The organism is Streptomyces sp. SN-593, from assembly GCF_016756395.1.
GTDB lineage: Bacteria > Actinomycetota > Actinomycetes > Streptomycetales > Streptomycetaceae > Actinacidiphila > Actinacidiphila reveromycinica.
Genome location: NZ_AP018365.1, coordinates 7,720,618 through 7,741,594, shown reverse-complemented (window position 1 = coordinate 7,741,594; position 20,977 = coordinate 7,720,618). Strand labels below are relative to the sequence as shown.

Here is a 20,977-nt window from a genome sequence, read left to right as displayed (position 1 = left end):
TTAGCATGCGTCGCCATGAGCAATGCCACAGGGCCCGCCTCCGGCCTCCCCGTTCGAATGCCGCGTCCGCGCCAGCAGGGACGACACCGCCGTCCGGAGGCGCTCAGCGCGCCCGAGGGCGCTCCGGCGCTGGTCCTCGCCGTGCCGGGCACCCCCACCGCCGCGGCGCTCAGCCTGGCCGAGGAGGTCGTGAGCATCGCGCGCTCGGAGCTGTCGGGGCTCGACCCGCGGATCGCCTTCGTGGACGGCGAGGACGGCGAGCTGGGCGACTTCCCGTCGCTGCGTGGCGTGCTGGACCAGGTGGCGGTCGAACGGCCCGGAGAGGACACCTCGGCGGTCGTGGTGCCGCTGCTGGCCGGCCCCGAGGCGGCGGTGCTGCGCCGGATCCGCCAGGCCGTGGTCGACAGCAAGGCGCAGGTGGAGCTGACCGACGTGCTCGGCCCGCACCCGCTGCTCGCCGAGGCGCTGCACGTGCGGCTGTCGGAGGCGGGCTTGGCCCGCGCCGACCGCGCGCGGCTCTTCACGGTCGCCACGGCGGCCGACGGCATCATCCTGGCCACCGTGGGCGGCGAGGAGGCGGCGCAGGCCGCCGGCGTGACCGGGCTGCTGCTGGCCGCGCGGCTGGCGGTGCCGGTGCTGGCCGCCGCCCTGGACGTGGACGGCGCGATCGCGAACACCGCGGAGCAGTTGCGCTCCTCGGGCTCCTCCACGCTGGCGCTGGCGCCGTGCCTGATCGGCCCGGAGATCGCCCCGCAGCTCCTGCACACCGCGGCCGCCGAGGCCGGCTGCTCGGGCGCCGACGCGCTGGGGCCGTACCCGGCGGTCGGCAAGCTCGTGGTCACGCAGTACGCGACCGCGCTGGGCATCGCGCTCCAGCCGGCACAGCAGGGCGGCGCGCAGCAGCAGTAGGCGACGAGCGGCTCTCCGGCGCCTCTGACGGGGCCGCCAGGACGCGAACGGCGCGGGCGCCCCCTTAGGACTCCGAGGGGGCGCCCGCGCCGCTTCCGCACCGCCTCACCGGACGTGCCCGCGGGCACCGGAGGACGGCCGGGCGCGCGGTTCGGTCGCGCGGTTCGGTCGCGCGGTCGGACCGCGCCGGGGCGCCCCGACCGGTCGGGTGCCGCGGTCAGACGAAGAGCACGCAGGACGCGGCGGGCAGTTCCAGTGCCCCGGCCCGCGCGGGCACACCCGTGGCCTGGTCGACGTCGAACCAGGTCACGTCGCCGGAGCGCTCGTTGGCGACGTACAGGCGGGTTCCGGAGGGGTCCAGGGTCAGGTGGCGCGGCCAGGAGCCGCCGCAGGCGACGGTGTCGAGGAGTTCGAGCTGCTCGCCGCTCTCGTCGAGGCGGAGCACCGCGATGCTGTCGTGGCCGCGGTTGGCGGCCCAGGCGAAGCGGCCGTCGGGCGCGACCACCAGTTCCGAGGGGTAGTTGTCGCCCTTCGCGCTCTCGGGCAGCACCCGCGTCTCGGCCAGCGGCCGCAGGCTGCCCTTGTCGGCGTCCCAGCGGCAGACGGTGACGACCGAGTCCAGCTCGTTCATCACGTACGCGTGGCCGCCGCGGGGGTGGAAGGCGAGGTGGCGCGGGCCGATGCCGGAGCGCAGGCCGAGTTCGCGCTCGACCTCCAACTCGCCCGAGGCCGGGTCCAGTTCGCAGACCCGTACCGAGTCGGTGCCGAGGTCCACGCTGAGCAGCCAGCGGCCACTGGGGTCGGTCAGCACCGCGTGCGCGTGCGGGGCCTCCTGCCGGTCGCGGTTCGGCCCGTCGCCCTCGTGCTCCAGGACGCAGCGCACCGCGCCGAGCGCGCCGCCCTCCTCGACGCCGAGCACGCTCACGCTGCCGGTGGCCGCGTAGTTGGCGGTGACCAGGTGGCCGCGGTGCAGCGCCAGGTGCGTCGGGGAGCCGCCGCGCACCGGCACGGGCTCGCCGAGCAGCTTGGGCACCGCCGGGTCGGCGAGCGAGAACGCCGCGGCCGTGCCCTCGGGCTCGGTCTCGCCGACCGCGTAGAGGGTGCCGCCGTCGGCCGACGCGGTCAGGAAGGACGGGTTCCGCACCTCGGCGGTGTGGCCGAGCGCGGTGAGCGCGCCCGTGCCCGGATCGACCTCGGCGGCGGTGATTCCGCGCCCGCCCGCCGACGTGAACGACCCGATGTACGCATGTCCGGCCACTTGCCGTACCTCTTCCGACTGACGCCTGTACGGCGGCTGAGAGTAGTCCCTGCGGCGGTCCGCGTCGCCCCCGGGTCACCCGGTGGTGGCACGGCGGACCCCCACCGCGGGCGCGACGGCCGCGGCGGGGGTCCGCTTCCGGCTCCCGGACGGTCAGAAACCGCCGTAGGACGACACGGTGTAGGCGCAGTCCGTGTAGTAACTGCCCGGACGCAGCGTCTCGGAGTCCGCGTGGGCGGTGGCGGAGGAGTCACCCGACGGCTTGTGCAGGAAGTAGATGGTGCCGGCCGGCAGGTAGACGGTCTTCTCCGGGTAGTGCTTGCCGCCGGCCTGGCACGCCTTGCCCTGCGCGGCGGACTCGCTGGAGTAGTCGCTGCAACTCCCGCACGCCTTGAGGGTGAAGCTGCCGGTCACCTTGCCGGTGTACAGGATCTCCACCGGATCGGGGCTGTCGTTGCTGACGATCAGCTTGATGCTGCCGCCGGAGGCCATCGTCGGGACGTGCTTGCCCGCGGCGGACTCCTCCTGGGCGATCTCCGCGGCGATGGCGAACTTCCCGGCCAGCGCGTTGTTCTTGTCGTGCGGGTACGTGTCCGTGAAGTCGTCCATCGTGGTGAACGCCGCTTCGAAGTCACCGGACTTGTACTGGTGCACGCCGCAGGCGTACGTCCCGGACTCCACGTGGCCGTCGGCCCGCGAGGCGTCCTTGACCAGGGCGGCACCGGCACCGCCCTGGGCCGAGTCGGACAGGGTGGAGGCGAAGGAGCCCAGGTCGGTGACCCGGGTGGTCGCGGCGCAGGGGTCGCTGCCGCCGATCTCCTTGACCGCCTTGTCGATCGTGGTGCTGACGGCCGGCTCGACCTTCGCGGCCTGCGGCGAGTCCGGGAAGGTGGAGAGCAGTTCGGTGAGGTCGCTCTGGTCGCCGCCGGAGGCGTCGGTCTGGGAGGTGTCCTCCAGGCCGGCCACCCCGCACGCGTACAGCGACGTCGCCAGGCGGTCGTCGGGCCAGGTGTCGAGGGAGCCGAGTCCGTCCTTGCCGAAGCTGCTGGGCACGGTGCGCAGGTACTTCAGCGGCGTGATGGCGTCGCAGTACTGCTGCTGGTCGTAGGGCGCGGCGACCGTGCTGTAGAAGGTCCGCATGCGGGCGGGCACGAGCCCGGCGGCCTTGGAGCCGGAGTGGTGCTGCCTGAGGTCGCGGTAGGAGTCGAGCGCCGCCTGGTAGTTCGGCCGGGCGGAGTCGAAGTCCTTGCCCTTGGCGGCGGTCACCTTGCTGTCGGCGGCGGCGAGGCGGTCCAGCAGCATCTTCTGGGTCGCGTCGTCGCGCGCGTTGTCGTAGAGGGCCACGCCGCCGACGGGGACGGCCAGCAGCACCAGGCCGAGGACGGCGGCGACCGGCGCGAGCGGCGGCCAGGACAGGCGGGTGCGCAGTCCGCGCCACGCGCCGTGCGCGGCGGCCAGCACCAGGAACGCCAGGTAGCCGGCGACGACGCCCCCGGCGACGCCGTCCGGCTTCGCGGGCAGCGCGACCACCAGCAGGACGGCGGTGGCGGCCAGGCAGACCGCCAGGCCCAGCCAGCGGCGCATGACGGCGTAACCGAGCCCGAGGCCGCTGAGGTTGAGCAGGCCCACGGCGACGGCCCGCAGGGCGTCGGCGGGCGGCCTCGGCACGGCGGGCGCCGCGGGCGGGGGCGGCGGGTAGCCGCCGGGGCCGCTGCCGGGCGGGCCGAAGCCGCCCGCCGGGGCGCCGTAGCCGGCCCAGCCGCCGTAGCCGCCTCCGCCGACGGGCGGGGTGGGCGGTGCCGCGGGAGGGGCCGGCGGCACGGGCGGTACCGGTGGCGGCGTGCCGTAGCCGCCCGGGCTCCCCTGGTGGCCGGTCCGCGGACCGCCGGCGCCGCCCGGCGCGCCCGCGCCACCCGGTGGCGGTGCGTCCTGGGGCCCGCCGTCCCCTCCTGCGTGCTGCCCGTCCCAAGACACCGCGAACTCCCCCACCCTCGGTCACCGTCCGGCGATCGCCGCCGCGCGCGTGATCACGCCCGCACGTGGGCGGAGCCTAATGCGCACAAGCCGCTTCTTGCCCGTGAATAGGTAGATCCGGTCGGCGGCCCGGCGGTTCCCACGGGGTGCGACTTTTCCGGTCGGCCACGGCCGTGGCTCGAAATGATCGTTCGCCGATCACCCGTCGGTACGGTGAATATGCCAAGAACACAGCCGTGAGGGGACCACCGGCCCATGCCCGTCGATGTCCTGGACGCCCGTATCCTGCGGCTGCTCCTCCAGCAGCCGCGTACCAGCGTCCGAGAGTACGCCCGCATCCTCGGCGTCGCCCGCGGCACCCTCCAGGCGCGGCTGGACCGCATGGAGCGCGACGGTGTGATCACCACCGCGGGCCCGCGGGTGTCCCCCGCGGCGCTCGGCCACCCGGTGCTGGCGTTCGTGCGCATCGAGGTCACGCAGGGCCATCTCGACGGGATCGGCACCGAGTTGGCGGTGGTGCCCGAGATCATCGAGGCGTTCTCGATCACCGGCGGCGGCGATCTGCTCGCCCGGGTCGTGGCCCGCGACAACGCGCACCTGGAGGACATCATCCAGCGGCTGATACGGCTGCCGGGAGTGGTCAGGACGCGCACCGAGATCGCGCTGCGGGAGCGGGTCGCCGAGCGGGTGCTGCCGCTCGTGGAGGCGGTGGAGCGCACGGCGGAGCGGCTGCGGGCCGGGGAACGGCCGCAGGCGGAGCAGCCGGAGGCGGGCGAGCGGTCCGGCGACGGCGAGCGGTCCGCGGATGACCCGGGCGCCGCGTCCGGCAGCGGCCCGCGCTCCGGCGACGACGGGGAGCACGGCGCCGGCGAAAGCGCCCGGGACCAGGGCGCGGACCAGGGCGCGGAGCAGGGCGCCGACCACGCCGCGGACGCGGCCACGAACAGGGATGCCGGGGCCGGCGGCGGCACCGGTGCGGCGGTGCCGTCACCGTCGCCGGCCCCCGGCATCCCGCCCTCGCAGGCGCCGTGCGCGCAGTCCGGGCGGCACGGCACGGCCCCGCACGGGCCAGGGGCTCAGCGCGCCGCCAGGTAGTCCTTCGCCGCCTGCGGCGCCTTGGCGTACGACCCCGCGTCGAAGGGCGGCTGCGGGTCGTACTCGATGGCGAGTTGGAACGCCTCCGCGGCGACCCGGCCCTCGATGAGCTCGGCGAGCCGCAGCGCCATGTCGATGCCGGACGACACGCCCGCCGAGGTGATGATCCCCCCGGGCTGCTCCACCACCCGCCGGTCGGTGTAGGTGGCGCCGAAGGACTCCAGCGCGCCGACCGAGCTCCAGTGCGTGGTGGCGCTCAGCCCGTCCAGCAACCCGGCGGCGCCCAGCAGCAGCGAGCCGGTGCACACCGACGTGGTCCAGGTGGTGGTGGCGTGGACCCGGCGGATCCAGTCCAGCAGCGCCTCGTTGCCCAGGTTCCGCGACGCGCCGGGGCCGCCGGGCACGAGCAGGACGTCGGCGGTCGTCGTGGCGTCGAGCGTCGCGGACGGGACCAGGGTCAGCCAGCCGGCGTCGTCGGTGACCGGGGCGGCCGTCGGCGCGGCGAAGACCACCTCGACGCCGGGCAGCATCCGCAGCACCTCGTAGGGGCCGACGGCGTCGAGCGAGGTGAAGCCGTCGAAGACGGCAACGGCGATACGCACGGGCGAACCTTTCGGTAATGATCATTTTCGGGCGTCTCCGACGCGCTCCCGCGGCCGGGGCGGCCCGCTGTCAGGAGGGCCGGACGGGAACGTCCCGGGGCACGGACACGTGGACGGACCCGGCCGCGGACGGGGGTCGGGCGGCGGGCGGGGGTCGGGCGGCGGGCGGGGCCGCGGGCGCGGGCGCGGCGAAGTGCCGCCGGTACTCACCCGGGGTGACCCGGACCCGTCGCTTGAAGCTGCGGTGCAGCGTCTCCACGGTGCCGAAGCCGCAGCGGCGCGCCACCGCGTCGATCGTGGTGTCCGTGGACTCCAGCAGGCGGCGCGCCGCCTCGACGCGGCTGCCCTCGACGTAGGAGGCCGGGGTGCGGCCCGTCTCCGCGCGGAAGACGCGGGTGAAGTGGCGCTCGCTCATCCCGGCGCGGGCGGCGAGCGAGGGGACGGCCAGGTCCTCGCCCAGGTGGTCGGCGATCCAGTCGAGGACCTCCCGCAGCGTGGACCGGTCCGGCCGCTGTGCGGCGAGCTGGGTGCTGAACTGGGCCTGTCCGCCCGGGCGCTGCACGAACATCACCAGATGGCGCGCGATCGTCCTGGCCACCTCGGGGCCGTGGTCCGCCTCGACCATCGCGAGGGCGAGGTCGATGCCCGCCGTGACCCCGGCGGAGGTCCACACGTCGCCGTCGCGCACGAAGATCGGGTCGGGGTCCACCGTGACGGCCGGGTAGCGCTCGGCGAGCGCGGCGCACATCGACCAGTGGGTGACGGCACGCCGCCCGTCGAGGAGCCCGGCCTCGGCCAGCAGGAACGCGCCGGTGCACACGGACGCGACGCGCCGGGCGGAGCGTGCGGCCGCCGCGAACCACGCGACGAACTCCCGGTCCCGGCAGGCGCGCCGGACCCCGGGGCCCCCGACGGCGATCAGGGTGTCCATCGCGCCGCCGGCCTGCGCGAAGGTCCGGTTCGGCGTCACCACGAGCCCTCCGCTGGACTCGACGGGGCCGGGCCCGGGGGCCACGACCTCGATCCCGGTACGTCCCGCCTCCCCGTCGGCGCGCTCTTCCTCCGCCTGCCCTTCCGCGTCCCCGCCCCGGACGGCGCCCGCGGCCGACGCCGCCGCCATCCGTCCGGCGTTCGTGAACACCTCGTGCGGCCCGGTGAGGTCCAGGATCTGAAAGTCCGGGAAGACGGCGAAGACGATCCGGCGGCTGGTCACGCGTCCATCGTGGGCGGGCGCGGGAATGGCGGCAAGGACACGGGAGTGACGATTCCGGCCATCGGCACCGTCGAATCGGTCCGTCTACGCGCGTCCGCCCTCTGGCGGACGCGCGTAGAAACGCGCATCATGGCCGTGCCCCACCGCACTGCCGCCCCACCGTCCCCACGCGGCACAAGCCGCGGGCGCCGCCCTGGGCCCCCCGCCCGCGCTACGCGTCGCGCGTGGCCCGACGAGGCGCCACGGGCACGTCGCCGACCGTACGCCGCACCCCGCACACGGCACGTCGCACACCGCACCCGCTCCCCCGTGCGGACAACACCTCGGCGATTTTGTCATGCACAGAACATTTCCATCCGGCGTCCCCTTCCCCGGGACGCCCCGCTTCGACGAAGGGAAACGCCATGGCCTGCGGATCGACCAGCCTCTGGGCAGGTGAGACCACCTGGTTCTGCTGCGGCAGCTCCTGGGGGCCCTGCGGCAGCGCCGGCACCGGCGCCTGCGGCACCTGCCAGTCCAGCGCCAACCAGGCCGCCTGGCCCAACACCACCCAGGCGTGCTTCGACATCACCCGGCCCGACCTGTGCGGCGAGGGCATCCCGCGGCGCGGCTGCGGCTCGGTGATGAACGTCAGGCACCAGTGTTCGGGCGCGCAGGTGTGCGTCACGATCTCCGACTGCGGCCCGCGCACCCAGAGCTTCTGCGGCGAGGCCACCTGCTGCAACGGCGTCTGCCGCACCAACCGCGTGATCGACCTGACCCCCGCGGCCTTCTCCGCGATCGGAAGCCTCAGCTCCGGCAGGCTGCCGGTCTACATCTACGAGTGACCCGACCCGGCAGGAGGAGCACCGACATGAGCAACCGCCAGGATTCCGGGGGCCGTTCCGGCCTCGACCGCAGGCGCTTCCTGACCACCGCCGCGCTCGGCGGCGCCACCATCGTGGGCGCCTCGGCGCTCGGCGGGCTCGACGCCGACGCCGCGTTCGCCGCGCCGGGCCCGTCACTCGACCCCGCGATCACCGCGTCGACGTTCGCCGAGGGCCGGATCACCGCCAGGAACGGCTCCGTGCTCGAAGTGGCCGGCTCGTACGGCGACCGGCACCTGATCCAGCTCACCAACGCGACCAGTGTCTGGAAGCTGCGGACCACCACCGCCGACGCGATCGAGGTCGGCGACGGCCTCTACGCGCGGGGCGTCGACATGCCCGACGGCACGATCGCCGCGGACGCGCTCTGGGTGAACATCGTCAACCTGTTCTGCACCGTGCGCGGCATCGCCAAGGACCGTCTGCACCTCGCGCACGGCGACGGCAACCACGCCGTGGTGGGCCGGATCGTGCCCGAGACGACCACCGCGTCCTACCTCGGCGGGTCGCTCACCCCGGACCTGTCCCGGCTGCGGATCGGCCAGTCCGCGCAGGTGCTCGGCGCCTGGCGGCCCGCGGACGACTCGGTGGACATCGCCCGCGTCACCGTCGGCCATTGAGGAGCGGCGCGATGATCCTGGACCTCGCCCCCCTCGTCTGCGGGGTGCTGCTGGCGGCGACCGGCGCGGCCAAGCTCTTCGGTCGGCGCACCGCGCAGGTCGCGGCGAACACCGTGCTGGTGCGCGTGCTCGGCAACGGCCACCGGGCCGCGTTCGCGCTGCGGGCGGTGGGCGCCGTCGAACTCGCGGCCGCCGCCGGTCTGCTGGCCGCTCCCGGCGCGGTCCTGCCCGGCGCGGCGACCGCGCTGCTCGGGGCGGGCTTCACCGGCTATCTCGGCTACGCGAAGGCGACGGCTCCGCAGTCCTCCTGCGGTTGCAGCGCCCGCGACGAGGGGCCGATCGGTGTGCGCTCCTTCCTGCGGGCCGGCGCGGTGCTGGCCGGCGGCGCGGCCGCGGCCTTCGCCGGCACCGCCTGGTGGACGCGGCTGGCCCGGGACCCGGGCTGGTCGCTGCTGGTGGTCGCGGCCGCCGCGGCGGTGCTGCTCGCCCTGTCCACCGACCTGGACCGGGTCTGGATGCCGCTGCGGCGGCTGCGGCTGCGGGTGTTCGGCACACCGCTGCCGGCCGGCCCGGGCGGGCGGGTGCCCGTCGAGGCGTCGGTGGAGCTGCTGGAGCGCTCCCTCGCCTGGCAGGCGTCGTCGCCGATCGTGCGGTCGGGGCTGCTGGACTCCTGGGACGACGGCGGCTGGCGGGTGCTGCGGTACGCCGGTGTGCACCGGGACGCCGGCGGCGCGCGACCGGTGAACGTGCTGTTCGCGCTGGACGACAGCGCGACCACCGACGCCAACCCGAGCCCGGCGGTGCGGGTCTCGGTGGTCGACGACCGCACCCAGGAGGTCGTGCCGCTCGACCTGCTGGAACTGTCCGGGCTGCGCAAACCGCTGCGGATGGTGTGACCACCGGGCCGGGCCGGGCCGCGCGCCCGGCTCGGCCCGGCCCGGGCGCGCGTACGGGGCGCTCCAGGGCCACGGCCGCCCGCGGACCGTCCCCACCAGCGGTCCGCCCCGCCCGCCGTCCGCCCCGCCCGCGGCGGGGCCGCGTCGCGCCCCGAGGCGGTCAGCGCGCCCGGGCGGGGGCGGTGCTGGCCCGGACCACCAATGCCGGCTCGACGGAGGCGGGTTCCGGCGCGGCGCCGGGCTCGGCGATCGCGCGCACCAGGTGCGCCACCGCGAGTTCCGCCATCTCGGCGAACGGCTGCGCGACCGTGGTCAGCGACGGCGAGCAGTACTCGGCGAGCGCGATGTCGTCGACACCGACCACCGAGATGTCGTCCGGCACCCGGCGGCCGAGTTCGTGCAGCGCCCTGATCACGCCGAACGCCATCTCGTCACTCGCCACGAACACCGCGCTCACGTCGGGGATCCGCCCGAGGACCAGGCCGTTGCGGTAGCCCGAGGCGGGCGACCAGTCCCCGGCGAGCTCCGGCGGTACCGTACGACCGGCGGACTCCAGTTCGGCCCGCCAGCCGGCCGCGCGGCTCGCCGCGTCCAGCCACTGCTGCGGCCCGGACACGTGCCAGACCGTCTCGTGGCCGAGGTCGAGCAGGTGGCGGGTGGCCAGCCGCGCGGCGAGCGACTGGTCGACGGCGACCACCTCGGTCGCCGAGGTGCGCGAGCCGTCGATGGTGATGGTCGGCACCGCGCCGGTCAACTGCTCGATCTGCCGCGAGACGTGGATCAGCGGCACCGCGAGGATCACGCCCTCCACGTGCTGGTCGGCCAACCGCATCAGGGCGCCCTCGATGGCGGAGGTGTCCAGCGACGCGGTGGTCGCGGTGCTCACCGCGTACCCGGCGGCCTGGGCGGCGTGCTCGATCCCCGAGGTGAGCGCGGTACGCGAGTAGAAGCTGGTCTGGAGGGTGACCACGCCGATGGTGCGGCTGCGGCCGGAGGAGAGCATCCGGGCGGCGTTGTTGCGCCGGTAGCCAAGCTGTTCCACCGCCGCGAGCACCTTCGCGCGGGTCGCGTCCTGCACGTTCGGGTGCCCGGCCAGCGCCCGGGAGACCGTCTGCGCGGACACTCCGGCGACCCGCGCGACGTCCGTCATCCCCGGTGGCCGCGCGCTCCCGCGCCCGCTGTGCTTGTCCATGGACCCCTTCCGTTCCCGTCCCGATGATAACGGTCCCATGCCGCGCGGACCCCTCCACCTCGGCAGGAGCCTGGCCTCCTCCCGGCGACTTGGCATCGATAACATCGTGTGCGACAGTTCCCCGGGGCTGCCCGGCCCGTGAGCGCGTCACCAGGGAGCAGGCATGGCGGACCCGGCGGTGGACCGGACGGTATCGGTATCATTCCGCGGCATGGCGGTGGGGGTGGACGCCGGTCGGGGGGACGCCGGGAGCGGCCCCACGGGCACCGGGCGGCGGCCCGCGCCGATCGCCACCGGTCCGGCGGACGGGACGGCCCGGCCGGCGCCGATCCTGTCCCACCGGCGCGGCGTGCTCCTCCGGGACGGCGAGCCGCACCGGATGCTCGCCGGCTCCCTGCACTACTTCCGGGTGCATCCGGCGCAGTGGGCGGACCGGCTCTCCCGGTTGGCGGCGCTCGGCCTCAACACCGTGGACACGTACGTGCCGTGGAACTTCCACCAGCCGCGCCGCGCGGAGCCCCGCTTCGACGGCCCGCGCGACCTCGGACGGTTCCTCGATCTCGCGCAGGACGCCGGCCTCGACGTGGTGGTGCGCCCGGGCCCGTACATCTGCGCCGAGTGGGACAACGGCGGGCTGCCGTCCTGGCTGACCGCGCTGCCGGGGGTGCGGCCGCGCACCTCGCAGCGGCTCTTCCTGGACGAGGTGGCGCGCTGGTTCGACGTCGTGGTACCGAGGATCGCCGCGGCCCAGGCGGCGTACGACGGCCCGGTGGTGGCCGTGCAGGTGGAGAACGAGTACGGCAGCTACGGCGACGACGCCGACTACCTCCTCTGGCTGCGGGACGCTCTGGTGGCGCGCGGGATCAGCGAGCTGCTGTACACCGCCGACGGCCCCACCGAGTTGATGCAGGACGGCGGTGCGCTGCCGGGCGTGCTCGCCGCCGCGACCCTCGGCTCGCGGGCCGGCCGGGCGGCGCGGCTGCTGCGCGGGCGCCGCCCGGAGGAGCCGTTCGTCTGCGCCGAGTTCTGGAACGGCTGGTTCGACCACTGGGGCGACCCGCACCACGTCCGTACGGCGGCCAGCGCCGGGGCCGCGCTCGGCGAGATCCTGGACGAGGGCGGTTCGGTGAGCCTGTACATGGCGCACGGCGGCACCAACTTCGGCCTGTGGGCGGGCGCCAACCACGACGGCACCCGTTTCCAGCCCACCGTGACCAGCTACGACTCCGACGCGCCGATCGCCGAACACGGCGCGCTCGGGCCGAAGTTCCACGCGCTGCGCGAGCGGTTGGCGCGGCTCGGCGCCGCGCCGGAAGAGGGTCGGGCCGCACCGGAACAGGGTCGCGCTGCACCGGAACAGGGTCGCGCTGCACCGGAACAGCACCGACCCGCGTCGGAACAACACCGGGCCGGCTCACGTCAGGACGGCGCCGGGGCGGGCCGGACGGCGGTGGGGCCGGCGGCGCGGCTGCTGCCGCTGCCACCCCAGCCCGACCTGCTCGCACCCCGCTCCGTGCCGGTACGCCGGGGGGCGGGACTGCTCGGCGGGCTCACGGCGATGTCGACGGCGGTCCGGGCGCCGTACCCGATGAGCTTCGAGGAGCTGGGGCAGCCGTCCGGCCTGGTGCTCTACCGCGCGTGGCCGCGACTGCCGCGCGGCACCCACGCGTTGACGGTGACCGGGCTGCACGACCGGGCCCAGGTCTTCACCGACGGCGTGCCGGTCGGCGTGCTCGACCAGGAGGACGGCTCGCTCGCGGTCGAGGGCGCCGGCCGGCCGGTGCGGCTGGAACTGCTGGTGGAGAACCAGGGCCGGATCAACTACGGCCCGCTGCTGGGCCAGGGCAAGGGCGTCCTCGGCGGGGTGCGGATCGAGCGCCGGCTCGTCCACGGCTGGGAGATGCGCGGGCTCCCGCTGGACGAGTGGCCGGCGCGGGACGTGCGGACCGCGCCCGACGCGGCCCCCGCCGCAGGCGGCGCCGGCTTCGCCGACGCGTCGTTCGACGTGCCGGAGCCCGCCGACACCTTCCTCGCCCTCCCCGGCTTCGGCAAGGGCTTCGCCTGGGTCAACGGCACGCTGCTGGGCCGCTACTGGGAGATCGGCCCGCAGCGGACCCTGTACGTGCCCGCGCCGCTGCTGGTCGCGGGCGGCAACACCGTGACCCTGCTCGAACTGGAGCGCTTCGGCGACCGGATCGAGCTGCGCGACCGGCCGGAACTGGGTCCGCCGCAGGAGTTCGTGGAGACCTTCGACTAGGGCCTGCCCGAGGAAAACGCCGGTGGGGGTCCGGGCGTCGCGCTCCGGTCACTCCGGCGGCTTCCTGGCGCGGCTGGGCTGCACCCGTTTCGGCTCGCCGGCCATCTTCGGGTGGTCCGGCGGGTAGGGCAGGTCGCCCAGGCCGTGCTCGGCCTCGTCACGGGCCGCGAGTTCCAGGGCCGCGTCGAGCCGGAAGGCGTGCTCGTCCATGTCGGCGTGCAGGTCGCCGACCTCGGCGTAGCGGCCCGGCATCGTGGCCAGGTCGAAGTCGGCGGGCACCGCGCTGTCCAGCTCGTCCCAGCGCAGCGGCGCGGAGACGGGCGCCTGCGGCCGGGGCCGGACCGAATAGGCGCTGGCGATGGTGCGGTCGCGGGCGGTCTGGTTGTAGTCGACGAAGATCTTCGCGCCTCGCTCCTCCTTCCACCACGCGGTGGTGATGTGCGCCGGGTCGCGGCGCTCCAGCTCGCGCGCGACCGCGATCGCCGAACGGCGGACCTGGACGAAGGTCCACTCGGGGGCGATCGGCACGAAGACGTGCAGCCCGCGGCCGCCGGAGGTCTTGGGCCAGCCGGTCAGGCCCAGGCCGTCGAGAACGTCGCGCAGCAGGTGGGCGGCGCGCACCGCGTCGGAGTAGTCGGTGCCGGGCTGCGGGTCGAGGTCGATGCGCAACTCGTCGGGGTGCTCGGTGTCGTGGCGGCGCACCGGCCAGGGGTGGAAGGTGAGGCAGCCGAGGTTCGCCGCCCAGGCGACCGCGGCGGTCTCGGTGGGGCAGATCTCGTCCGCGTGGCGGCCGCTGGGGAAGGAGATGCGGCCGGTCGGGATCCATCCGGGCAGGTTCTTGGGTGCGCGCTTCTGGAAGAAGGACTCGCCGCCCACGCCGTCGGGGTAGCGCTCCAGGGTGGTCGGCCGGTCGCGCAGCACGCGCAGGATGCCGTCGCCGACGCTGAGGTAGTAGCGGACGACGTCGGCCTTGGTGAAGCCGCGCTCGGGGAAGTACACCTTGTCCGGATGGGACACGCGAACCGTGCGCTCCCCGACCGTGAGCTCCAGCGCCTCTGCCATGCCCTCACGCTAAGCCGCCTCCCGGCGGGCCGCTCGGCGGGCGCGAGGCTGCTCGGCGGGCGCCCGGCCGCGAGGCGGCGGACAATCCCGGCATGGACCTTCCCGTGATGCCGCCGGTGCGGCCGATGCTGGCGAAGTCGGCGGCGGCCCTGCCCCCGGGGATGCTGTACGAACCGAAGTGGGACGGCTTCCGGGCGATCGTCTTCCGCGACGGCGACGAGGTGGAGATCGGCAGCCGCTCGGGCAAACCGCTGACCCGCTACTTCCCGGAGCTGGTCGGGGCGCTGCGCGAACAGCTTCCCGGGCGCTGCGTGCTGGACGGGGAGATCGTGATCGCGGCGGACGGCCGGCTGGACTTCGACGCCCTGCTGGAGCGCATCCACCCGGCCGACTCCCGGGTACGCCACCTGGCGGAGGTGACGCCGGCGAGCTTCGTGGCCTTCGACCTGCTGGCGCTGGACGGCGCCTCGCTCCTGGACACCCCCCAGCGGGCGCGGCGGGAGGCGCTGGTGCGCGCCCTGCGCGACGCGGACGCCCTCGTGCGCCTCACCCCCGCCACCGACGACCTCGACGTCGCGCGGGAGTGGTTCGAGCAGTTCGAGGGGGCGGGCCTGGACGGCGTGGTGGCCAAGCCGCACGACCTGCCGTACCAGCCGGGGGCGCGGGCGATGGTCAAGGTCAAGCACGAGCGGACCGCGGACTGCGTGGTCGCGGGGCTGCGGCCGCACAAGAGCGGCCCGGTGCTCGGCTCGATGCTGCTCGGCCTGTACGACGCCGGCGGCCGGCTCCAGCACGTCGGGGTCTGCGCGTCCTTCCCGATGGCGCGGCGCAGGGCCCTGATGGAGGAGCTGGCGCCCCTGCGGATGGAGTCCGTCGAGGGGCACCCCTGGCAGGCGTGGGCGAGCGAGGAGGCGCAGGCCGCCGCCCGGCTGCCGGGCGGGCCCAGCCGCTGGACCGGCAAGAAGGACCTCTCGTGGGTTCCGCTGCGCCCGGAGCGCGTCCTGGAGGTCGCCTACGACCACATGCAGGGCGACCGCTTCCGGCACACCGCGCAGTTCCGCCGGTGGCGGCCGGACCGGACACCGGACAGTTGCACGTACGCGCAACTGGAGGAGCCGGTCTCCTACGACCTGGCCCAGGTGCTGGGCGGCAGCGGCACGACCGGCTGAGGTCCACGACGGCCGGGAGCGGCTGCGCCGGCTACGGCGACGTGACCGACGGCGGGCAACCGCAGGGCGCGGGGCGTGGCCTCGGCGAGAGCACGGTACGGCTCCCGCCGGAGCACGCGGTGGGGGCGTGCCGCGTTCCAGGGGGCCGTCCCTTCCCGGTCGGGACGGCTGTTCCGGCGTCCCTGCCCCCGGGAGGGCGACGCGTCGGTCGGGACGACGATCGGCGGGGCCGGCGTCAGGCGCGTCTCCGGGGCCGCCCATGGGGATCGTCCGGAACGAGGCGCGGGCGGGCCGCGCCGGCCCGGCGGGGACGCGGAGCACGCCCGGCCCCAGGGCACTCAGCCGAGGAAGCCCAGCCGGACCTGGCGCTCGGGCGGACCTGGTGCTCGGGCGGACCGTGTCGGCCGGAGAGACGCGCGGGTGGCCCGTATCTGCCGGAACGAGGCGCGCGGGGGCCGCGTCGGCCCGGCGGGGATGCGGAGCACGCCCGGCCCCAGGGCACTCAGCCGAGGAAGCTCAGCCGGACCTGGCGCTCGGTGTTGGAGACGTTCGTGTCCACCAGCACCACGGACTGCCAGGTGCCCAGCTCCATCCGGCCGCCGATGACCGGGAGGGTGGCGTGCGGCGGCACCAGCGCGGGCAGCACGTGGTCGCGGCCGTGGCCGCGGGGGCCGTGCCGGTGCCGCCAGCGGTCGTCGGCCGGCAGCAGGTCGCCGAGCAGGGCGAGCAGGTCCTCGTCACTGCCCGCGCCGGTCTCGATGACGGCGATCCCCGCGGTGGCGTGCGGCACGAACACGTTGAGCAGCCCGTCCCGTCCGCCCGCCACCTCCCGCAGGAACGCGGCGCAGTCGCCGGTCAGGTCGTGGACCGTCTCGCGGTCGCCGGTGCGGATGTCGAGGACGCGGGTTCCGAAGCTTTCGGCCATGCCCTCCATGGTGGCGCACCCGCCGGGAGGCCGCGTGCGCCGCGAGGCCGGGCCCGGGGCCCGCCGGCCTGCCGCGGCCGGGACGACGCGTCACCGGGGCGGCAGGGGGCGTTGCCCCCACGACGGATTGGTCTGTACCATTCGAGGGGTTCGCCGCCTGCCGCGCCCCGAGGGGGGACCCCGCCGTGAAGACGCTGCACCGGCTCGCCGTGCTGGTCGACTCCTGCGTGCTGCCGTCCGTCCGCGGCAGCGGCTCCCACCTGCCGGAGTGGATCCGGCACGGGCTGGAGCGGGGCACACCGGGCGCCGCCGTCCACGCGGACGGGGCCGCCGCCCGGGCCGCGTCCGCCGCCTTGCGGGCCGCCCTGCCGGACGCGCTCACCGGCCACCACGGCGCCGCGGGGCCCGTCGGCAACGCCGACCACCCCGACCACGCCATCGACGGCGCCGCGGCCGCGGCGGAGCTGATCGCCGCGGGCGCGAACCTGCACCTCGCCGTGGCTCCGAGCGACCGCCCCGGCGGCACCCGGACGTTCGTGACGGACCTTCAGGCGCGCGGCGTGGCCGCGGTGCTGGGCCCGTTCACCGGCACGGGAGACCTGGGGCCGTTCGCGGAGGGCGCCGCCGCGGGCGTACGCGCCATCTCGGCGGCCGTGCCCGCGGCGCTCGGCGGCCACATCGTCACCGGGGTGCTGCGCGGCGAACTCGGCTACACCGGAGTCGTGCTGAGCGAGGCCCTGGACGAGCCGTCGGTGGTCGACGGGTGGGGGGTGCCGGGCGCCGCCGTCCTCGCGTGGATCGCCGGGGTGGACCTGGTCCGGCTCGGCCCCGGCAGCGGTCCGGGGGTGCGCGACGCCATCCACGCGGCCACCGCCCGCGCCGTCTCCGACGGCGACCTCCCGGTCGCGCGTCTGGAAGAGGCCGCGGAGCGGGTCGCCCGGCTGCGGCGGTGGGCGTCCAGCGCGCTCGTCTGACCGTGCCATCGGCAGGACGTTCCGTGGCCCGACCTTCCCCGGCCGGACCCGGGAGCGGTTCCCCGGCCGGACCCGCGGGCGGTTGCGTGGGAAGCAAAGGGCGGCGGAACCGGTTGGCACAGGCATGGACGACGGGCGCGCGGTGCGGTGGGCGGGGACGGACGGGTCCGCTGCGGCGGAGCCGGGCCGGGCGGTAGCGGCGGACGGGGCGGCCGCCTCCGGACCGGACGCCGCCGGCCCGGGCGGCGTAGAAGCGGACGTCGTGGAGGCGGGCGGCGTAGAAGCGGACGTCGTAGAGGCGGACGTCGCCGTGGTGGGCGCGGGACAGGCCGGCCTCTCGGCTGCGTACTTCCTGCGCCGGGCGGGTCTGCGGGCCGGCACGGACTTCGTGGTCCTCGACCACGCCCCGCGCCCCGGCGGCGCCTGGCAGTTCCGGTGGCCCTCCCTGACGTACGGGAAAGCGCACGGCGTGCACGCGCTGCCGGGGATGGAACTGGAGGGCGGGGACCCCGACCTGCCGTCGTCGCAGGTCGTCGGCGCCTACTTCGGGCGGTACGAAGAGGCGTTCGACCTGCGGGTGCTGCGCCCGGTGGACGTGGCGGCGGTGCGGGAGGGGGACGCCGGGCGGCTGCGGGTGGAGACGGACCGCGGCACGTGGTCGGTGCGGGCACTGCTGAACGCGACCGGCACCTGGGACCGGCCGTTCCTGCCGTACTACCCGGGTCAGGAGGGCTTCCTGGGGCGGCAGTTGCACACCGCCGGATACCGGAGCGCCGCGGAGTTCGCCGGGCTGCACGTCGTCGTGGTGGGCGGTGGCACGTCGGCCGTGCAGTTGCTGATGGAGCTGAACGAGCCGGGCGGCGCGGCGCGCACCACGTGGGTGACGCGGCGGCCGCCGGTCTTCCGCGACACGCCCTTCGACGAGGAGTGGGGCCGCTCGGTGGTGGCGCGGGTGGACGACAGGGTGCGGCAGGGGCTGCCGCCGCAGAGCGTGGTGAGCGTGACCGGTCTGGCCGCGACCGGGGCCGTACGGGACGCGCGCGCCCGCGGTGTCCTGCGCCGGGAGCCGATGTTCGACCGGATCACCCCGCACGGGGTGGCGTGGCCCGACGGGCGGGCGCTGGACGCCGACGTCATCCTGTGGGCCACCGGGTTCCGTGCGGCCCTGGACCACCTGGCACCGCTGCGGCTGCGCGAGGCCGGCGGCGGTGTCCGGCTCGACGGCACCCGCGTGGTCAGGGACCCGCGCGTGCACCTGCTCGGCTACGGCCCTTCGGCGAGCACGATCGGCGCCAACCGGGCCGGGCGCACCGCGGTCCGCGAGATCCGCGCGCTGCTCGCGACCGGCGGACCCGCGCCGCGGCCCGGGCCACCCGCCGCGCGGCCTAAGGCGCCGCTGCCGCCCGCACCGCTTCCCGTGGCGGCCGGCTGACCCGGTACGCGCAGAGACAACGGCCGCACCGCCACACCCTCGTCCTCGGCGCGGGCCCCGACCGAGGACGAGGCATGCTCACCTCGAACCAGCCGCGTCGAAGGCGTCCACAGCCCCCAGCCCCGCACCCTCGACGTCATCCTCGTGTCGGCATGAGCCCTCGCGCACCGGAGCCGGACCCGGACCGGGCCGAGCGGCTGACCTTCAACGCCCACATCACCAGCGGCGCCTGGAGCGGCAGCCGGGCGTAGGCGGCGTTCCTGAGCGGGGCGGGGCGGTGCCGCCAGTCGTACGCCATCTTGACGTTCGCCGGGAAGACGGCGGCGAAGAAGCCGGCGGCCAGCAGGCCGCCGGTCCGGCGGGTGGCCGGCAGCGCGACCGCGGCGGCGAGCGCGAGTTCCGCGGCTCCGCTGGCCCGGGTCCAGTCGCGCGGGCGGCCCGGCAGAGAGGTCGGCACGATGCCGTCGAAGGGCTCGGGCACCAGGAAGTGCAGGGCGCCGGCGGTCGCGAGCAGACCGGCGAGCAGCGGCGCGGGGCGGGTCAGTGCGGACGGTACGGGCACGGGACGGCCTCCTCGGACCGGCGGGCGGCTCCCGCCGGGAACCCACCTTACCCACGAGTAAGGTGGCGGCGGCAAGGCCCGGCGGCCGGCCCCGGAGGTCAGTGCGGGGCGGCCGCCGGCTGGAGCGCGGCGGGCCCGGTGGCGGTGGCCGCCCCGATCGCGGCGGCGTCGGGGTGTTCCGCGCCGCGCCTGCTGAGGGCGGCGTACCTCCCGTCGAGGGCGAGGAGTTCCTCGTGGGTACCGCGTTCCACGACGCGGCCGGCGTCGAGCACGGCGATCTGGTCCGCGTCGCGGATCGTCGACAGCCGGTGCGCGATGGTGATGGTCGTCCGGCCGGCCGAGAGGGCGTCGATCGCGTCCTGCACGGCGGCCTCGGTGCGGGTGTCGAGCGCGCTGGTGGCCTCGTCGAGGATCAGCACCGGGGGGTCGCGCAGGATCGTGCGGGCGATGGCCAGCCGCTGCTTCTCGCCGCCGGAGAAGCGGTAGCCGCGCTCGCCGACGAGGGTGCCGTAGCCGTCGGGCAGGCCGGCGATGTGGTCGTGGATCTGCGCGGCCCTGGCCGCGGCCTCGATCTCCTCGTCGGTCGCGTCGGGTTTGGCGAAGCGCAGGTTGTCGGCGACGGAGGCGTGGAAGAGGTAGGTCTCCTGGGACACCACGCCGACCGCGGCCGCGAGCGTGTCGAAGCTGAGGTCGCGTACGTCGGTGCCGTCGATGGTGACCTTGCCGCCGGTCACGTCGTACAGCCGCGGCACCAGGTAGCTGAGTGTGCTCTTGCCGGAGCCGGTCGCGCCGACCACGGCGAGGCTGCCGCCCGCGGGGACGGTCAGGTCGATGCCGCGCAGCGTGGGCGCGGCGCGGCCGCCGCCCTCCGCCTCGTAGGCGAAGTCGACGTCCTCGAAGCGGATGTCGCCGCGCACCCGGTCGATACGCACCGGGTCGGGCCGCTCGGTGATGTCCACCGGGAGGTCGAGGTACTCGAAGATGCGCTGGAAGAGCGCGAGCGAGGTCTGCACCTCGACACCGGTGGAGAGCAGCGAGACGGTCGGCCGGAACAGGCCCTGCTGGAGGGAGACGAAGGCGACCAGGGTGCCGATGGAGATCGACGAGCCGGGGCCGCCGCCACCGGTGAGGCCGGCCGCCCAGTACAGCAGCGCGGGCATGGCCGACATCACGATGCCGATGACGGCCATCCGCCAGCGGCCCTGCATGTTCGACCGCACCTCGAGGTCGACCAGGCGCTCGGACTCGGTCGAGAAGTCGCGGGTCAGGGAGTCGGCCCGGCCCATGGTGCGGCCGAGCAGGATGCCGCTGACCGACAGCGACTCGGTGACGATGGCGGACATCGTCGCCATCTGCTTCTGCCGCCTGGTGGCGATCTTCTTCCGCTCGCGGCCGACCTTGCGGGCGATCCAGACGAAGAGCGGCAGCAGGAGCAGCGAGACGATCGTCAGCCGCCAGTCGAGCGCGGCCATGGCCACCACGGCGGCGACGACCGAGGTGAGGTTGGAGACCAGCGAGGTCGCGGTGGAGGTGACGGTGGCCTGCATGCCGCCGATGTCGTTGGCGATCCGGGACTGCACCTCGCCGGTGCGGGTCCGGGTGAAGAAGGCGAGCGACATCCGCTGGAGCCGCTCGTAGACGGACGTGCGCAGGTCGTGCATGACGCGCTGGCCGACCGTGGTGGAGATCAGGGTCTGGAGCACGCCGAAGACGCCGTTGGCGACGGCGGTGGCGATCATGCCCAGCGCGAGCACGGCGAGCAGGCCGCTGCGGCCCTGCGGGATCGCGGTGTCGAGGATCGCGCGCAGCAGGAACGGCGACGCGACCGAGACGAGCGACGACAGGGCGACCAGCAGCCCGACGACGGCGAGCCGGGCGCGGTAGGGACGGAACAGGCGCATGATGCGGCGGACGTCGACGTCCGCGCTGGTGACGGGTTTGCCTTTCGGTGGTGTCCACCGGTCGGCGACG

The 20,977-nt window shown here is 75.5% G+C and carries 17 protein-coding genes and 1 pseudogene; 9 read left to right on the top strand and 9 right to left on the bottom strand.

Features of this window, described 5'->3' with window-relative positions; all coding sequences use genetic code 11:
- The first annotated feature begins 15 nt into the window (after positions 1–15).
- A complete protein-coding gene (locus tag RVR_RS32895) occupies positions 16–909 on the top strand; it encodes a sirohydrochlorin chelatase (RefSeq protein ID WP_202237566.1) in 894 nt (297 codons plus the stop codon).
- Positions 910–1,126: 217 nt separating this feature from the next.
- Here RVR_RS32895 and RVR_RS32890 read toward each other — a convergent pair whose 3' ends face one another.
- Together RVR_RS32890 and RVR_RS32885 are read right to left on the bottom strand one after the other, a co-directional pair.
- Positions 1,127–2,167 carry a lactonase family protein gene (locus RVR_RS32890; RefSeq protein WP_202237565.1) on the bottom strand — a complete coding sequence of 347 codons (1,041 nt, stop codon included), beginning with the start codon at positions 2,165–2,167 and terminating at the stop codon, positions 1,127–1,129.
- A gap of 153 nt (positions 2,168–2,320) precedes the next feature.
- A complete protein-coding gene (locus RVR_RS32885) occupies positions 2,321–3,988 on the bottom strand; it encodes an exosortase/archaeosortase family protein (protein WP_237405108.1) in 1,668 nt (555 codons plus the stop codon).
- 408 nt (positions 3,989–4,396) lie between these two features.
- Here RVR_RS32885 and RVR_RS32880 point away from each other — a divergent pair.
- Positions 4,397–4,864 (top strand): annotated as a pseudogene (locus tag RVR_RS32880) (Lrp/AsnC family transcriptional regulator); the annotation flags it as partial.
- Positions 4,865–5,217: 353 nt separating this feature from the next.
- Here the strand turns inward: RVR_RS32880 and RVR_RS32875 are convergent.
- Positions 5,218–5,838, bottom strand: a complete 621-nt coding sequence (locus tag RVR_RS32875) for a DJ-1/PfpI family protein (RefSeq protein ID WP_202237564.1) — start codon at positions 5,836–5,838, stop codon at positions 5,218–5,220.
- Positions 5,839–5,908: 70 nt separating this feature from the next.
- On the bottom strand, positions 5,909–7,051 hold the full coding sequence (locus tag RVR_RS32870; RefSeq protein ID WP_202237563.1) for a GlxA family transcriptional regulator: 1,143 nt from the start codon (positions 7,049–7,051) through the stop codon (positions 5,909–5,911).
- Between the two features lie 404 nt (positions 7,052–7,455).
- On the opposite strand from RVR_RS32870, the gene RVR_RS32865 reads away from it, so the two are divergent.
- Genes RVR_RS32865 through RVR_RS32855 form a run of 3 tightly spaced genes read left to right on the top strand, consistent with a single transcriptional unit; the run spans position 7,456 to position 9,433 of the window.
- On the top strand, positions 7,456–7,878 hold the full coding sequence (locus tag RVR_RS32865) for an RlpA-like double-psi beta-barrel domain-containing protein (RefSeq protein ID WP_202237562.1): 423 nt from the start codon (positions 7,456–7,458) through the stop codon (positions 7,876–7,878).
- A 26-nt stretch (positions 7,879–7,904) separates the two neighbouring features.
- On the top strand, positions 7,905–8,537 hold the full coding sequence (locus RVR_RS32860) for a cell wall protein (protein ID WP_202237561.1): 633 nt from the start codon (positions 7,905–7,907) through the stop codon (positions 8,535–8,537).
- An 11-nt stretch (positions 8,538–8,548) separates the two neighbouring features.
- Positions 8,549–9,433: a MauE/DoxX family redox-associated membrane protein gene (locus RVR_RS32855; protein ID WP_202237560.1), complete on the top strand. Its 885-nt coding sequence runs from the start codon at positions 8,549–8,551 to the stop codon at positions 9,431–9,433.
- Positions 9,434–9,593: 160 nt separating this feature from the next.
- Here the strand turns inward: RVR_RS32855 and RVR_RS32850 are convergent, their stop codons facing one another.
- The gene (locus tag RVR_RS32850) at positions 9,594–10,625 is read right to left on the bottom strand and encodes a LacI family DNA-binding transcriptional regulator (RefSeq protein ID WP_237405107.1); all 1,032 of its coding nucleotides are present in this window, start codon (positions 10,623–10,625) and stop codon (positions 9,594–9,596) included.
- A 211-nt stretch (positions 10,626–10,836) separates the two neighbouring features.
- Between RVR_RS32850 and RVR_RS38160 the strand changes: the two genes are divergently transcribed.
- Positions 10,837–12,882 carry a glycoside hydrolase family 35 protein gene (locus RVR_RS38160; RefSeq protein ID WP_237405106.1) on the top strand — a complete coding sequence of 682 codons (2,046 nt, stop codon included), beginning with the start codon at positions 10,837–10,839 and terminating at the stop codon, positions 12,880–12,882.
- A gap of 48 nt (positions 12,883–12,930) precedes the next feature.
- On the opposite strand, the gene ligD is transcribed toward RVR_RS38160, so the two are convergent.
- Entirely contained in the window at positions 12,931–13,944 is a 1,014-nt protein-coding gene (gene ligD / locus RVR_RS32840) for a non-homologous end-joining DNA ligase (protein WP_202237559.1), read from the bottom strand.
- Between the two features lie 92 nt (positions 13,945–14,036).
- Here ligD and RVR_RS32835 point away from each other — a divergent pair, with 92 nt between their 5' ends.
- Positions 14,037–15,113 (top strand): ATP-dependent DNA ligase, encoded by a 1,077-nt coding sequence (locus RVR_RS32835; RefSeq protein WP_202237558.1) that lies wholly within the window; start codon positions 14,037–14,039, stop codon positions 15,111–15,113.
- 502 nt (positions 15,114–15,615) lie between these two features.
- Here RVR_RS32835 and RVR_RS32830 read toward each other — a convergent pair.
- The gene (locus tag RVR_RS32830; protein WP_202237557.1) at positions 15,616–16,038 is read right to left on the bottom strand and encodes a secondary thiamine-phosphate synthase enzyme YjbQ; all 423 of its coding nucleotides are present in this window, start codon (positions 16,036–16,038) and stop codon (positions 15,616–15,618) included.
- A 185-nt stretch (positions 16,039–16,223) separates the two neighbouring features.
- Here RVR_RS32830 and RVR_RS32825 point away from each other — a divergent pair, with 185 nt between their 5' ends.
- Together RVR_RS32825 and RVR_RS32820 are read left to right on the top strand one after the other, a co-directional pair.
- A complete protein-coding gene (locus RVR_RS32825; protein WP_202237556.1) occupies positions 16,224–17,012 on the top strand; it encodes a glycoside hydrolase family 3 N-terminal domain-containing protein in 789 nt (262 codons plus the stop codon).
- Positions 17,013–17,136: 124 nt separating this feature from the next.
- Complete coding sequence (locus tag RVR_RS32820; protein WP_202237555.1) at positions 17,137–18,444, top strand: NAD(P)-binding domain-containing protein; 1,308 nt, start codon at positions 17,137–17,139, stop codon at positions 18,442–18,444.
- A gap of 136 nt (positions 18,445–18,580) precedes the next feature.
- On the opposite strand, the gene RVR_RS32815 is transcribed toward RVR_RS32820, so the two are convergent.
- Entirely contained in the window at positions 18,581–19,006 is a 426-nt protein-coding gene (locus RVR_RS32815) for a DoxX family protein (RefSeq protein WP_237405105.1), read from the bottom strand.
- A gap of 98 nt (positions 19,007–19,104) precedes the next feature.
- Complete coding sequence (locus RVR_RS32810) at positions 19,105–20,907, bottom strand: ABC transporter ATP-binding protein (RefSeq protein ID WP_202239526.1); 1,803 nt, start codon at positions 20,905–20,907, stop codon at positions 19,105–19,107.
- Positions 20,908–20,977 lie beyond the last annotated feature (70 nt).

What these genes read in the sequence shown, in the direction of transcription:
- RVR_RS32865 (WP_202237562.1), top strand. Translation starts at nt 7,456, where the DNA reads ATGGCCTGCGGATCGACCAGCCTCTGGGCAGGTGAGACCACCTGGTTC.
- ligD (WP_202237559.1), bottom strand. Translation starts at nt 13,944, where the DNA reads ATGGCAGAGGCGCTGGAGCTCACGGTCGGGGAGCGCACGGTTCGCGTG.
- RVR_RS32850 (WP_237405107.1), bottom strand. Translation starts at nt 10,625, where the DNA reads ATGGACAAGCACAGCGGGCGCGGGAGCGCGCGGCCACCGGGGATGACG.
- RVR_RS32895 (WP_202237566.1), top strand. Translation starts at nt 16, where the DNA reads ATGAGCAATGCCACAGGGCCCGCCTCCGGCCTCCCCGTTCGAATGCCG.
- RVR_RS32855 (WP_202237560.1), top strand. Translation starts at nt 8,549, where the DNA reads ATGATCCTGGACCTCGCCCCCCTCGTCTGCGGGGTGCTGCTGGCGGCG.
- RVR_RS32810 (WP_202239526.1), bottom strand. Translation starts at nt 20,907, where the DNA reads ATGCGCCTGTTCCGTCCCTACCGCGCCCGGCTCGCCGTCGTCGGGCTG.
- RVR_RS38160 (WP_237405106.1), top strand. Translation starts at nt 10,837, where the DNA reads ATGGCGGTGGGGGTGGACGCCGGTCGGGGGGACGCCGGGAGCGGCCCC.
- RVR_RS32820 (WP_202237555.1), top strand. Translation starts at nt 17,137, where the DNA reads ATGGACGACGGGCGCGCGGTGCGGTGGGCGGGGACGGACGGGTCCGCT.
- RVR_RS32830 (WP_202237557.1), bottom strand. Translation starts at nt 16,038, where the DNA reads ATGGCCGAAAGCTTCGGAACCCGCGTCCTCGACATCCGCACCGGCGAC.
- RVR_RS32860 (WP_202237561.1), top strand. Translation starts at nt 7,905, where the DNA reads ATGAGCAACCGCCAGGATTCCGGGGGCCGTTCCGGCCTCGACCGCAGG.
- RVR_RS32835 (WP_202237558.1), top strand. Translation starts at nt 14,037, where the DNA reads ATGGACCTTCCCGTGATGCCGCCGGTGCGGCCGATGCTGGCGAAGTCG.